Genomic DNA, 13,615 nt, shown 5'->3' with positions numbered 1-13,615 from the left:
TATTCTGTTACAATTTCAGCTGAGAATGATATCGTATTGCTCTTGCGTATATAGATTTTCCACCTGAAACTTAATCACGCGATTAATGAAATGTTCTAGATCAGCGACTGCAGGCGCTTCTGCCGTCAATAATCGATCAATGACAGCCGGATGCGCGACGACAGTAAAGCCACTCTGTGACTCATAAGCACGGGCATAACGCAAAATTTCCCTGAATATTTCGTAACATACTGACTCGGCCGTTTTGACATAACCACGTCCCTGACAGGTTGGACAAGATTCACAGAGCAGATGTTCCAGTGATTCACGGGTTCGTTTTCGGGTCATTTCCACCAAGCCCAGTTCCGAAACCTGAGTGATCTTGGTTTTGGCGTGGTCACGTTCCAGCATGCGCTCAAATTGTTTCATTACTTCTTCACGATGCTGTGCTTCCTGCATATCAATGAAATCAATGATAATGATGCCGCCGAGATTACGCAGACGTAACTGACGTGCGATGACATCCGTCGCTTCCATATTGGTTTTAAAAACCGTATCTTCCAGCGAACGACCACCAACATAAGAACCAGTATTGACATCAATCGTGGCCATGGCTTCAGTCTGGTCAATCATCAGATAACCGCCGGACTTCAATGCGACTCGGGTTTGCAATGCCTTTTGCAGATCTTCTTCGACATTATACAAGTCAAAAATTGGCCGCTCGCCCGGATAATGCAGCAAACGGTCTTTCATATTCGGGACAAATTCTTCGACAAATTCCTGCAGCTTGGCATGAATTTCACGTGAATCCACGTAAATTTTAGCAGTTTCTTCATTGGCCAGATCACGAATCACCCGTTGCGGCAAAGGCAATTCTTCAAAGATCAAAGACGGTACTGCAATAATCTTTTGCTTGCGCTGGATATATTCCCAAAGCTTGGCCAGATAAGCCATATCCTGTGCAATGGCTTCTTCTTCAATCCCTTCTGCCGCAGTACGTACAATCACTGAACCTGGCAGCTTATGTTCTGCCTGAATCCGCTCAATGATCGAACGCAAGCGATTGCGCTCTTCCTCGGATTCAATCCGTTGCGATACACCGATATGATTGCCATATGGCATCAGCACCAAATAACGCGAAGGAATCGACAGATCGGTAGACAGGCGTGCGCCTTTGGTACCGAGCATATCTTTCATCACCTGAACCGTGAGGACTTGTCCCGGTTGAAGTAGCTCAAAGACATTCGGGGTTGGCTGATTGCGGGGCCAGACCATATCATTGATATGTAAAAACGCAGTACGAGAAAGTCCGATATCCACGAAAGCAGCCTGCATGCCGGGTAAGACCCGCACCACTTTTCCTTTATAGACATTCCCTACCAGGCCACGCTTGGCCGTACGCTCGACAAACAGTTCATTGACCGTGCCGTTTTCAATTAACGCGACCCGACATTCCATCGGCGTGACGTTAATCAACAACTCGTCAGACATAACTACACTCAAAACATTATAAGAATTCTTTTCAGCAGTTAATTTAATGCCTTAACCGTCTGTAATAACTGTACTGTCTCATATAAAGGCAAGCCAACCACATTGGAATAACTGCCCTGTATTTTTGGAATATAACGTGCTGCAATTCCTTGAATTGCATAAGCCCCTGCTTTACCCAGTGGCTCACCTGTCGCCCAGTAACTTTCCATATCTGCAGCGCTCAGGATTTGAAATTCGACCTGTGTGCGTACCACTATACTGTATTTTTCATGCTTTGTACGAACACAGACACCACTATAGACATCATGCCATCGACCGGAGATTTTTGTCCACATTTCAATCGCATGTTGTTTGGATTCAGGTTTGCCCAGAATCTCCTGATCCACCCCCAGACTGGTATCGGCAGCGATGATGATGGCATCCGGATAACGCTCGGCCACGGCATCTGCTTTGGCTCGTGCCAGACGTTCAACATAGGCTGCGACCGACTCGCCTGCTTGTACAGATTCGTCGATCTCGGGACTGTAAATATCGAAGCTCAGCCCGAGTTGTTGCAATAACTCGCGACGCCGGGGTGAGCTCGAAGCTAGAATTATATGCGCCATTTTTTGAGCATATAATAAATAGCAGGCCAAACCAGAATACTGGTCAGCATCGGAATCCAGTGCCGTGCATAAGAAAATTGCACGCCAGCTATAATCTGGGTAAAAAAGATCATCAGCAGATATGCGACAATCGCCAGCCCCATAATCACCCAGAGATTATTAAAGGTCAGGATACGGCGTTCACGGGTCAGAAAGCGAGCTAAAAAGGCAATAATGATAAAGCTCAGCGCATTCAGACCCAAAGGTGCATCCAGCAGCAGATCAATAAAAATACCCGTACCAAAGGCAAACCAGATCCCGCACCAGGTTGGCTGACATAACACCCAGAAGAGCATGATCATCAGCATAAACAGCGGACGCCAGCCCGAGAGATTATAGGAAAGTGGATAGACCATTAAAATAGAAGCCACAATCACCGAAATGACAATAGCCATTAAAGGATCACGATGCTTTCTGGATTTCATCTTAGCGATTGACATGCGGTTGCTCCATCGCTAATGAATCGGAAAATAACACCACCACATGATGTCCACCAGCCAGCTGAGCCGCAGGCGTCACATCAATCTGGGCAAATTCACCAGAATTATGGCGTTGTACTTTAGATACCTGCCCCACCAGATAACCTGCCGGGAAATGTTGTCCCAAGCCCGAACTATAGACTTTTTCACCGACCTTGATATTGGCACTGGTCGGTACATATTCCATTTTTAAACGTCCCAGATCGCCCGTGCCCGAAACAATGGCACGCATACCGGTATGTTCCAGGCGCACTGACAGTGAATGTTCTTTATCGGACAACAGCATGACCCGGCTACTATGCGGATAGACATTGATAATCTGTCCCATGATACCCTTGTCATCCAGTACCGTTTGCCCGACTTTCAGCTCGTTATTTGAACCCCGGTTGATCACGATAATATGCCGTAATGGATCGGCATCGGTACCAATCACTTCGGCAATTTCAATACGCCCATCAATGATCAGCGGCGTGTCCAATAGACCGCGCAAACGGGTATTTTCAGCAGAAAGTTCAGAGATTTTTTGTAAGCGTACCTGTGCCTGTAACAGCTCGGCCTGCATCGCGGTATTTTCCCGACGCAATTGAGCTTCAGACTTGGTTTGTTGATTCAACCACTCTCGCGACAATACCGGATAGCTGGCCACCGCATAAATAGGATTATAAGCAGCGTACAGGACATCCCTTGCAGGTTGAACAACATGCGGCATGCGCCAATCAAAGAAAAGCACCACCAGGCATGTCACCAATGCAATGATAAAAGAGCGAAAAGATGGCGGTTGTCGAGAAAACAGATGTGCTTGCACCCGCCGAATCCTTTTCTTAGCCTACGAATAACATGTCATGATTTGGGTTGTCGAAAAATTCGAGTACCTTGCCGCCACCACGAGTCACACATGATAGTGGATCTTCTGCCACTACCACTGGCAGGCCAGTTTCTTTGGCAAGCAGCTTGTCCAGGTTACGTAGCAATGCACCACCACCGGTTAACACGATACCACGTTCAGCGATGTCCGAAGAAAGCTCAGGAGGCGTGTGTTCTAGTGCCGATTTCACAGCAGACACGATGTTTTGCAATGGATCAGAAATCGCTTGGGTCACTTCGTCTGAATTGACCACAATCGCACGAGGCACACCTTCTGCGAGGTTACGGCCACGAACTTCAATTTCAAGCGGTTTAGCGCCTTCATCTGGCAACGCCATACCCACTTCTTTTTTGATCACTTCAGCCGTGGTTTCGCCGATCACACAGCCATGCGCTTTACGCACATAGTTAATGATCTGCTCATCAAATACATCACCGCCGATACGTAACGAATCTGCATAAACACAACCCTGCAACGAGATAATCGCAATTTCAGTGGTACCACCGCCCACATCAACCACCATCGAACCACAGGCTTGCTCAACTGGCATACCTGCACCAATCGCTGCTGCCATCGGCTCTTCAATTAAACGTACATCACGTGCGCCCGCATTAAACACGGCTTCACGAATGGCACGGCGCTCAACCAGAGTCGATTTACATGGCACGCAAACCACGACACGCGGTGCTGGAGTAAATAAACGGTTTTCATGTACTTTGCGAATGAACTGATTCAGCATGGTCTCAGTGACTTCAAAATCCGCAATCACACCGTCTTTCATAGGACGGATCGCTGAGATATTGGCTGGGGTACGACCTAGCATTTGCTTCGCTTCAAGACCGACTGCCGCAACAATTTTATGTGAACCACTATGACGGATGGCTACAACCGTTGGTTCATTTAATATAATGCCTCGTCCTGGCGCATAAATAAGTGTATTTGCTGTACCTAAATCAATGGCAAGATCGGGCGAAAACAAGCCTATTAGTCGTTTTAGAATCACGGGGACGTTCTCAGTTAAACTTTATATGGACGCAAGGTCGCCACTTTAACTAAATGTGATGATTTGGACAAGTCAATCGCTTATCATAACGCATGATAATTTGAATTTTTTTAATACTGATTAGGTAATATTATGTCTACATCGGATGCACAGCATTCTGCAGATTTAAGTGCAGAAACAGTTTCAGCTATTGCCAACCTTGCACGGTTATCTCTCAATGATACGCAATCTGCTGAATATGCTCAAAGTTTAAATAAAATTTTAGGCATGATGGAAACCCTGAAAGGCATCAATACCGACGGTGTTGAACCCCTGAAAAGTCCTTTCGACCACCCACAGCCTTTACGTGAAGATGTCGTGTCGGAAAGCAATCATCGTGAGGAATACCAAGCAGTTGCACCTGCTGTACAGGACGGTTTGTATCTCGTCCCACGCGTGATTGAGTAATTATTACCCAGTTCATTCTTTTTATTAAATTAAACGTAAAGAATTATTTCTCATGACAGATTTACACCGCTTATCCATTCGTGAACTGACTGAAGGTTTGGCAAATGCTCAATTTTCATCCCGCGAATTGACTCAACACTATTTAAAACGCATCGAAAAAATTGATGCACAGGTCAAGGCTTATGTGACCGTGACTGCTGAACAGGCATTGGCTCAAGCTGATGCTGCCGATGCTGCAATCAAAGCTGGCAATGCCTCTGCCCTGACTGGTGTGCCAGTTGCCCACAAAGATATTTTCTGTACCCAAGGCATTAAAACCACTGCCGGTTCAAAAATGCTGGACAATTTTATCTCTCCTTACGACGCAACCGTTGTAGCGAAAGGTAAAGCTGCGGGCCTGGTCACTTTGGGTAAAGTGAACATGGACGAATTCGCGATGGGTTCGACCTCTGAGAACTCATATTACGGCGCAACTGCCAACCCTTGGAACCTGGGCCATGTCCCTGGCGGTTCTTCTGGTGGCTCTGCAGCAGCTGTGGCAGCAGATTTAGCACCATTTGCAACCGGTACTGATACCGGTGGTTCTATTCGCCAACCTGCGTCATTCTGTGGCCTCACCGGCCTTAAACCGACCTATGGCCGTGTATCGCGTTTCGGTATGATTGCTTATGCATCATCACTGGATCAAGGCGGTCCGATGGCGCGTTCGGCAGAAGACTGTGCTTACCTGATGAATGTCATGGCCGGCCATGATGCCAAAGATTCAACTTCAATGGATCAAGTGGTAGATAACTATGTCGCGAACCTGAACGCTACCTCAGTAAAAGGTTTACGCATTGGTATTCCAAAACAGTATTTTAATGTTGCCGGCCTAGCTGAAGATGTTAAAGCACGTGTCGAAGAATCACTTAAAAAGTTAGAAGAAATGGGCGCTACGCTTGTTGAGATCGACCTCAACATGACTGAAAGCTATGTTCCGACTTATTACCTGATCGCACCTGCCGAAGCTTCTTCGAACCTATCACGTTTTGATGGCGTACGTTATGGCTATCGCGCAGAAAATCCTGTGGACCTGATGGACCTGTACAAGCGTTCACGTTCAGAAGGTTTTGGTGCAGAAGTGCAACGCCGTATCCTGATTGGTACGTATGCCCTGTCTGCAGGTTATTACGATGCTTACTATGTAAAAGCACAGAAAGTACGTCGCCTGATCCAGCAAGATTTCCTTAAAGCATTTGAATCGGTCGATGTCATTGCAGCACCTTCTGCGCCAACGACTGCCTATAAAATTGGTGCAGATTTAACGCCAGTTGAAATGTACCTAGGCGATATTTATACGCTTGCGGTAAATCTGGCAGGTCTTCCTGCGATTAACGCGCCTGTCGGTTTTGACCAAAATAACTTGCCAGTTGGCTTACAGCTGATTGGTAATTACTGGTCAGAATCTCAATTGTTGTCTGTGGTACATCAGTATCAACAGGCCACAGATTGGCATACAAAACGCGCTGCAATTGCTGAGGAGAATGCATAATGGCTCAAGCTCAAAAATCGGCTAAACCAAAATCTAACCTGATTGAGGGTTGGGAAGTCGTTATTGGTATCGAGATTCACACCCAGCTTGCCACCAATACCAAAATTTTCTCGGGTTCATCGACTGTATTCGGTAATGATCCAAACACCCAAGCCAGCCTTGTAGATTTGGCCATGCCGGGCGTATTGCCGGTATTGAATAAAGAAGTGGTTGATCTTGCGATTCGCTTTGGTTTGGGTATTGACGCTTACATCGATCAGGCTTCTGTATTTGCACGTAAGAACTACTTCTACCCGGATTCTCCAAAAGGCTACCAGATTAGCCAGATGGACAACCCGATTGTGGGCTTGGGTCATATCGACATCCAGCTTGAAGATGGCACCGTTAAACGCATTGGCGTAACCCGTGCGCACCTTGAAGAAGATGCAGGTAAATCGATCCATGACCAGTTTGAAGGCATGTCGGGTATCGACTTGAACCGTGCAGGTACACCGTTACTTGAAATCGTTTCTGAACCGGATATGCGTTCGGTTGAAGAAGCGGTTGCTTATATCAAAGCGATTCACACTTTGGTGCGCTGGTTAGGTATTTCTGACGGTAACATGGCGGAAGGTTCATTCCGTTGTGACTGTAACGTGTCTTTACGTCGTCCGGGACAACCCTTCGGTACACGTTGTGAGCTTAAAAACCTCAACTCATTCCGTTTCATTGAACAGGCGATCAATGTTGAAATTGAACGTCAGATGGAAATTCTGGACTGGGATGGCACCATTGATCAGGAAACGCGTCTGTTCGATCCTGTGAAAATGGAAACCCGTTCGATGCGCTCGAAAGAAGAAGCCAACGATTACCGCTACTTCCCTGACCCGGACTTGTTGCCGGTGGTGATTGCAGATGAGCAAATCGAAGCGATTAAAGCAACCATGCCTGAGCTTCCTGCTGCACGTCGTGCGCGTTTTGTGGCTGACTTTGGTGTGACTGAGTACGATGCGCACGTTCTTACACTTACTCGTGAAATGTCAGAGTTTTATGAAGAAGTCGTTAAGGCTGCTGGTGGCGCTGCACAAGGTAAGATTGCGGCAAACTGGGTGATGGGCGAATTCTCAGGGGCTTTAAACAAAGCTGGTTTAGAATTGGCAGATTCTCCTGTATCTGCAGAAAAACTTGGTGGCATGATTGCACGTATTGTAGACAATACGATTAACGGTAAGATCGCGAAACAAGTGTTCGGCTTTATATGGGACGAAGGCAAAACTGCGGACGAGATTATTGCGGAAAAAGGCTTGAAACAGGAAACTGATACAGGCGCGATTGAAGCAATTATTAAAGACGTACTTGCTGCCAACGAGAAGATGGTTGAAGAGTTTAAATCTGGTAAAGAGAAAGCTTTCAACGGTCTTGTTGGTCAAGTGATGAAAGCCGCAAAAGGTAAAGCCAACCCTGCTCAAGTAAATGAATTGATGAAGAAATTGATTGGTTGATTTATTCGCTAATGAATTGATTTTATGATATAAAACCTCGCTTAATGCGGGGTTTTTATTATGGCTTACTTTAATCTATTACAATGTTATGCAGAATATGAAATAGATAATTTAGAAAATAATCTTATTTCAATAACGTATAGTACTAGTCGTTTCGCAGAACATACAGATGAGCCTATTCGTCTAAAATTTAAAGATCTAACAGAAGAGTCTTTTTTAATTTTACGTAATTTCCCCTGTGTTATTTGTTTTGAAAACTTCAAAGACTTTATCGCTATAGCTGAATTGCAAGATGTTAAACTAGATACTAATAAGCATACCATCACAGCGACTTTGAAATTAGTATCAGAAAAAATACCTGTCAAATCATATCACCCGGAAGCTAAATTCGTAGATATATGTGATCTTGATGAATTAGAAAAAGCACTAAACTTTGATGGTTGGGAAAAGACTCGAACTCATTGGGCTATCAAAAACTCCCATTTATTCGAGAATATATCATCGCTTAACATATTTGAAGATCTGAAGTCTCTTGAAGAGTTTTTCCCAAATCAAAATATAGATATTCTCAACCCACCTCAAATTATTGGTCATATAAATGCCACTGTTAACACTGGGTTTAGCGTAGAAGCCAAAATTACTATTATTCCACCCTATATATCGGATGTACCTAGCTTCATAAGTAAAGTTATAGACATTAATAAAATAATTAATGATAAAAATGAAAATCGAGAAGTTTTTTATAGAGGACATGGGAAATTTTCTTATGAGTTATTACCCACTTTATTACGTGAAGATCCAAAAGGAAAAGGAAAGGTTTATTTAGAGGGTGAACATCTTCTATTTCGCGAATTATTAACTACAGAACCTCTGTCATTTAGTAATGATATTAGTGGATTTGATATATTAACTCGTATGCAGCATTACGGAATGCCGACTAGAATGCTTGATATATCAAGCAATCCATTAACAGCATTATATTTTGCTTGTGAAAATTTAAAGCATGATGAAGATGGTGAAGTTATTTTAATTTCTATAAAAAAATCTGATATATGTTTCTATGACTCAGACAAAATATCTTGCTTAACTAATTTAGCAAAACTGACCGCAACTCAAAAAGATCAATTAGCTCAATATATAGTTAAAAGCCAAAAAATTGATCCTACAAAAAAATTACTCGATGAAACAGATATCACTGAAAAAGTTTATGAACAGTATTTGCATTGTATATTAAATGAAAAGCCATATTTCAAACCTAAAATTGAGATTGAGGATCTAAAAAACATCTTCTGTGTCAAAGGCAGATTAAACCAAGAAAGAATTATTGCTCAATCAGGTTCTTTTCTTATCTTTGGACTTGACGCTGAAGCAATACCTGATAGTGGTAATGCGAACTTTGCTGTGTATAAAATCAGAATTAAGAAAGAAGATAAAAAGACAATATTGGGTGAACTTGATTTATTAAATATCAATCAAAGAACAGTCTATCCTAGTATGGAAAATTCTGCAAAATACATCAAAAATAGGTTAGAAAATTTCACAATATGACCATCAAAAAAGTATCCTCGATTGCCAAACTCGATGACTTAGGACGTATTCAGCTTTCAAGGTCCTTATTTATATGTGACTAACTCCCTCACCCCGGCCCTCTCCCACAGGGAGAGGGAGTGTCACGTAATCAATTTGATACACGTGGTTCCCTCTCCTGAGCAAGTTTTAAAGCACTGCTTTAAAACGAAGCGCAAGTGAGGGTTAGGAAGAGGATTTACTAGATCAAAAAGAGTCTTACATCTCTCTTACAACCCCAACTTATTCAACAAATCCGGTGTCAAAAAAGTCTGTGCAACACGATTTAAGTCGATATAACGCAGCACACCTTTGAGCTGATTATTAATTTCAGGATTCTTTAAAATTTCCTCGCCTGTGGTTTTACCTAAAGCCTGAAAACTATCTCCAACCGCTTGCAAACCTTCAGTCTGAATCACTGCCTTGGTCTGTGCCGAACATTGCTCCACTAAAATGCGCTGCAACACCGTCGCCAGATTCTTGTCTAATGCTTCATTTTGAGTTGCGGTCACATTGCTAAAAGCCTTTAAGTCCGGATGATTACCTAAAGCCACAAAGGTCCATTGCAAGACGGTAGTTTTATCCGTGACTGTGGTGGATTTCATCAAACAGTCACTGAGCTGGTTGACTGTCGGACCTGCTATGGCAACCTGAGTCGCACTTAATAATGTTGCACTTATTAAAATTGTACGAAGCTTTGTAAAAGATCTATGCGCCATCATAATTTCCTGTTCTTCGATGTCCGGCCAGTGATATGAAACCAGTTAGTTGTAGCATGGAACAGGGCAATAAACTGATAGAACTCTGTAAAACCTGACCCAGATTTAAAACACTTAGATAATCGCTCTGATGTCCATATTGCTATTCATCAGATCAGGATATTGATCAGTCAAACTTAGCGCTATGATTTAGACTAAAACAATAAAAATAAAAACTTATAATTATGAATAACAACATATTTCACAGCATCATACTGTGGGGACTTGTCCTTTTTTTCGTCTTCATCGTATTTTTATTCATTCATCCGACATCACGGAAGGAGATTCTCGGGTCACGTGATCTCCCTACAAAACCAAGCCGGCTTTCGTCTGCTCTCTCCCGTCGGATCGAGCAGATTTTTGCGCCTATCTTCTCGATCGTCAAAAGGATCATACGGATTTTGGATTAAGTCTTTTGATCCCGCGCTTATTTTAACTGCCTCAAAAGATTCTTGGCTCCGGCATGATTATAGTTATTGGCCAAATTCTGCAGAATCCGCTTGGACTGAGCTTTAGCATTCGGGAAACGGCTGGCATAGACCGGAATACTATTCAGACAGCGTGCAACCAGCATCCCTGATTCAGTATAGACACGTGTTCCCTCTGTGCCCTGCAATTTACCATAGTTATAGGCACGCTGGGCGTTGTTACAGGCATTATTCAGATTCTTGCCACTGTTAATATCACGTCGCGCTGCCACATAAATCTTCATCTGATGTTGTTGCGGTGTTTCTACTACCGTAGCTCGAGCTGATGCCGCTGCTAGCTGCTTTTTCTCCGCTTCTTTTTTCTCTAACTCTTTTCTTTCTAATTCTTTTCGCTCTAATTCTTTCCTCTCCAGTTCTTTACGTGCTGATTCCTTCAGTTCATTTGTCGTCTTTGCGGCAGGAGTCTTAGGAGGAGTCGTGGTTTTTATCGATGCAGATTTGGTTTTCTCCACAGCAACCTTGGCTTTAGTTGGACGATAAAAGTTTTTTGCTTGAGAAGGGCTCATGACCTGGGTGAGTAGTCGAACACTACGCGTCTGGCTAGATTTATCAACTTGTCGTTCAGAAGTTGGCTCAATCGAGACAATCCAGCTTTCAGTCAGGTCATCCATACGACACTGATAGGCACCGCTACCTTGTATAACACTCCGATTGGTACTCAGGCGTTTGCGCTGGGCAACATCTGCCACTGCACTAAAATTACTTTTATACAGCAATGAGAATTTGCCGCCCTGCTCATGACAATATTGCGTTAGTATCGAACGCGTATACATGGCCTGAGTCGTATTATTTTTCTGGGCTTGTCCCCAAAGATAAATATAATCTTTTGCACTACCATCACGTTGATTCAAAGCCCGTTTGGCAATTAGTTCTTCCGGACTGGCAAAAGGATGTAACACCTCTGATTTCAACCGGTTCACGCTATTACATCCAGCTAAAGCTGCTGCCCCTATTATTAGAATTATTACTTTTAGCTTCACAGCAAATATCTCAACCCCAAAATCCCGTATAACATAGCTTAAATAGCACAAAACAACAAACACAAGATATTGATAACTATAATATTTAAATGGTAAAAAGGCACATATCAGCCTCAACTTTGCTGATTATGCCAAGTTTCATGTGATAAAAATTGACACAAGTATCATTTTTAAATCAGTTCAAATAATAAACAATTCCATTCAGGACTCAAGAAAAAGATAGAAAAAACACATAAAAAACCGAAGAAAGCGGTGAGTCCTTCTCCGGCGGCTTATTCAGGGAACGCTACAGACCTTTATTATAATGGGTAATAAATTTACCTTTTATCCGCTATAACATTGCCTGAACAAGATCAGCATAAGAATAATTTCCTCAACGTACATTTGTTATTTTTATACGTCAAACCATCGGAAATTAAACGCCATCTTGGCTGGCCCTTAGGATTTTAGACAAGAAAAAAATATCTGAATACCCCAATATTGGGAGGTTCTGACACGATTTACCCAAGTCATCTGACCAACGGTCAGATCGATATTTTCCATTGGATTTTGTAAATTAACTCGCCCTAAAAAAAGCCAAACCTAAAACTGTTTGGCTAATAAAGCAGGATAATAATATGAGAAAAAATTAATCAATATGTGATTCAAATGCTTTTAAGCGTTTATAGATCGACATCAGTTCAATAATCGTCGGCCAAGACAGAATCAGATACTGGAAAGATTCCCGCACTTTGCCAAATACATTCAGGATTTGCATCATCAAACCAAGAGTAATTGCCCCTGCTGCAATACTTGGAAACAGAATAAATAATCCGTAAATATTGTCTAATTGCAAGTACCAGATCCGAACCATGTTGAAATAAGCATAGTGAAAATACAACCGGAAATAATTCCAGCGTACCCGGCTAAACAGTTCTTGTAATGTCAGCGGATGTGCGCGATCAGCATAGTCTTCGCCATAGACCAGCTCTTTACGATAGGCTGCCTCAACTTTCTGGTTATTGAACTCCAGTCCGGGCAATTTCATTCCCACGACCATTAAAATGACCGTACCCAATACCGCCCAGCCGATCGAGGCCCACATTAAAGCATGCGGTATTTCCCCTACAATCGGTAAAACTTTCACATGACTAGAGAGCTGATATAAGATCGGCAGGAATGCCATCAGCAACATCAGCGCTTCGATCAAGGAAACACTTAACTGCTCCGTGGTTTTGGCAAAGCGCATGGTATCTTCCTGGATACGTTGTGATGCACCTTCAATATGACGTAACTGCTCCCAATGTGCGGTGTAATAATCATTCATCGCGGTACGCCAGCGGAAGACATAATGGCTGACAAAAAACAGGTTAAATACCGCTAAAGTGACATAAACCATCGCAATATAAATAAAGGTTAATGCGCCTTGATACAGCAATGAAACATCCCCACCACCCTTCGTGAGCATTTGTTGAATCTGATCATAAAACGGGCTATACCATTCATTTAATACGACATTGACCTGTACCCCGAACCAGATATTAAACAGAATAAATGCCGAGCCCCAGACCGACCAGCGCTGCCATCGGTGTCCGGCTTTCCATTGCCAGAACAGCGCAAATATCGTAGTTGCCATGAAATACCAGAGATAAAACCAGATGAATTGAGCTGACCAGAAACGCCCGATACCGATTGTAAGCTTTTCATCAAAATAATTTTCAGGAAAACCCAGATAGGTTCCCCATCCTGATCCGCCACTATGCCAAAGCACAAGATTAATGATAAACCATAAAATCAGGCTGCTAAAAAACCAGACGGGTTGCGGGAAAAATGACTTAAACATGCCGACCCAGTTCTCCTTATGTCTCTTGGTCATCCAAATGACGCATAGTTTATTCTTATTTTAGATTTTTACTGTTATAAA

12 protein-coding genes are annotated in these 13,615 nt (G+C 43.1%); 4 read left to right on the top strand and 8 right to left on the bottom strand.

Going from position 1 to position 13,615, the window contains the following annotated elements; genetic code table 11:
* Window positions 1-15: 15 nt before the first annotated feature.
* From rng to FTV08_RS02350, 5 genes are read right to left on the bottom strand one after another with little or no spacing between them, the layout of a single operon-like run.
* Complete coding sequence (rng, locus tag FTV08_RS02370; RefSeq protein WP_004646221.1) at window positions 16-1,470, bottom strand: ribonuclease G; 1,455 nt, start codon at window positions 1,468-1,470, stop codon at window positions 16-18.
* A gap of 38 nt (window positions 1,471-1,508) precedes the next feature.
* Entirely contained in the window at window positions 1,509-2,075 is a 567-nt protein-coding gene (locus tag FTV08_RS02365) for a Maf-like protein (protein WP_180086531.1), read from the bottom strand.
* Complete coding sequence (gene mreD, locus FTV08_RS02360) at window positions 2,063-2,554, bottom strand: rod shape-determining protein MreD (RefSeq protein ID WP_004730376.1); 492 nt, start codon at window positions 2,552-2,554, stop codon at window positions 2,063-2,065. Before mreD ends, FTV08_RS02365 begins: the two co-directional genes overlap by 13 nt.
* Window positions 2,541-3,398, bottom strand: coding sequence for a rod shape-determining protein MreC (gene mreC, locus FTV08_RS02355; protein WP_004279362.1), 858 nt, complete (start codon window positions 3,396-3,398; stop codon window positions 2,541-2,543). The genes mreD and mreC overlap by 14 nt, the downstream gene beginning before the upstream one ends.
* Window positions 3,399-3,414: 16 nt before the next feature.
* Entirely contained in the window at window positions 3,415-4,461 is a 1,047-nt protein-coding gene (locus FTV08_RS02350) for a rod shape-determining protein (RefSeq protein WP_004279360.1), read from the bottom strand.
* Window positions 4,462-4,593: 132 nt separating this feature from the next.
* Between FTV08_RS02350 and gatC the strand changes: the two genes are divergently transcribed.
* Genes gatC through FTV08_RS02330 form a run of 4 tightly spaced genes read left to right on the top strand, consistent with a single transcriptional unit; the run spans window position 4,594 to window position 9,468 of the window.
* Window positions 4,594-4,908: an Asp-tRNA(Asn)/Glu-tRNA(Gln) amidotransferase subunit GatC gene (gene gatC, locus FTV08_RS02345; RefSeq protein ID WP_004279359.1), complete on the top strand. Its 315-nt coding sequence runs from the start codon at window positions 4,594-4,596 to the stop codon at window positions 4,906-4,908.
* Window positions 4,909-4,960: 52 nt separating this feature from the next.
* Entirely contained in the window at window positions 4,961-6,439 is a 1,479-nt protein-coding gene (gene gatA, locus FTV08_RS02340) for an Asp-tRNA(Asn)/Glu-tRNA(Gln) amidotransferase subunit GatA (RefSeq protein ID WP_004646217.1), read from the top strand.
* The gene (gene gatB / locus FTV08_RS02335) at window positions 6,439-7,920 is read left to right on the top strand and encodes an Asp-tRNA(Asn)/Glu-tRNA(Gln) amidotransferase subunit GatB (protein ID WP_180086528.1); all 1,482 of its coding nucleotides are present in this window, start codon (window positions 6,439-6,441) and stop codon (window positions 7,918-7,920) included. Before gatA ends, gatB begins: the two co-directional genes overlap by 1 nt.
* A gap of 60 nt (window positions 7,921-7,980) precedes the next feature.
* Window positions 7,981-9,468, top strand: a complete 1,488-nt coding sequence (locus tag FTV08_RS02330; protein ID WP_180086526.1) for an FRG domain-containing protein — start codon at window positions 7,981-7,983, stop codon at window positions 9,466-9,468.
* Window positions 9,469-9,716: 248 nt separating this feature from the next.
* Here FTV08_RS02330 and FTV08_RS02325 read toward each other — a convergent pair whose 3' ends face one another.
* The 3 genes from FTV08_RS02325 to sbmA all read right to left on the bottom strand — a co-directional run bounded on the left by FTV08_RS02325 (window position 9,717) and on the right by sbmA (window position 13,534).
* Window positions 9,717-10,205, bottom strand: a complete 489-nt coding sequence (locus tag FTV08_RS02325) for a hypothetical protein (protein ID WP_180086524.1) — start codon at window positions 10,203-10,205, stop codon at window positions 9,717-9,719.
* A gap of 466 nt (window positions 10,206-10,671) precedes the next feature.
* Entirely contained in the window at window positions 10,672-11,652 is a 981-nt protein-coding gene (locus FTV08_RS02320; RefSeq protein ID WP_311771906.1) for a hypothetical protein, read from the bottom strand.
* Window positions 11,653-12,340: 688 nt separating this feature from the next.
* Window positions 12,341-13,534, bottom strand: a complete 1,194-nt coding sequence (sbmA, locus tag FTV08_RS02315; protein ID WP_004279349.1) for a peptide antibiotic transporter SbmA — start codon at window positions 13,532-13,534, stop codon at window positions 12,341-12,343.
* Between the last annotated feature and the right edge of the window lie 81 nt (window positions 13,535-13,615).

This window comes from Acinetobacter sp. YH12226 (assembly GCF_013417805.1).
Classification (GTDB): Bacteria; Pseudomonadota; Gammaproteobacteria; order Pseudomonadales; family Moraxellaceae; genus Acinetobacter.
The sequence above is the reverse complement of the archived record's forward strand: the minus strand, read 5'-3'. Positions and strand labels throughout refer to the sequence as shown.

Excerpts from the sequence above, each read along its gene's own strand:
- rng (WP_004646221.1), bottom strand. The coding sequence starts at position 1,470 with ATGTCTGACGAGTTGTTGATTAACGTCACGCCGATGGAATGTCGGGTC.
- FTV08_RS02365 (WP_180086531.1), bottom strand. The coding sequence starts at position 2,075 with ATGGCGCATATAATTCTAGCTTCGAGCTCACCCCGGCGTCGCGAGTTA.
- mreD (WP_004730376.1), bottom strand. The coding sequence starts at position 2,554 with ATGTCAATCGCTAAGATGAAATCCAGAAAGCATCGTGATCCTTTAATG.
- gatC (WP_004279359.1), top strand. The coding sequence starts at position 4,594 with ATGTCTACATCGGATGCACAGCATTCTGCAGATTTAAGTGCAGAAACA.
- gatA (WP_004646217.1), top strand. The coding sequence starts at position 4,961 with ATGACAGATTTACACCGCTTATCCATTCGTGAACTGACTGAAGGTTTG.
- gatB (WP_180086528.1), top strand. The coding sequence starts at position 6,439 with ATGGCTCAAGCTCAAAAATCGGCTAAACCAAAATCTAACCTGATTGAG.
- FTV08_RS02330 (WP_180086526.1), top strand. The coding sequence starts at position 7,981 with ATGGCTTACTTTAATCTATTACAATGTTATGCAGAATATGAAATAGAT.
- FTV08_RS02325 (WP_180086524.1), bottom strand. The coding sequence starts at position 10,205 with ATGGCGCATAGATCTTTTACAAAGCTTCGTACAATTTTAATAAGTGCA.
- sbmA (WP_004279349.1), bottom strand. The coding sequence starts at position 13,534 with ATGTTTAAGTCATTTTTCCCGCAACCCGTCTGGTTTTTTAGCAGCCTG.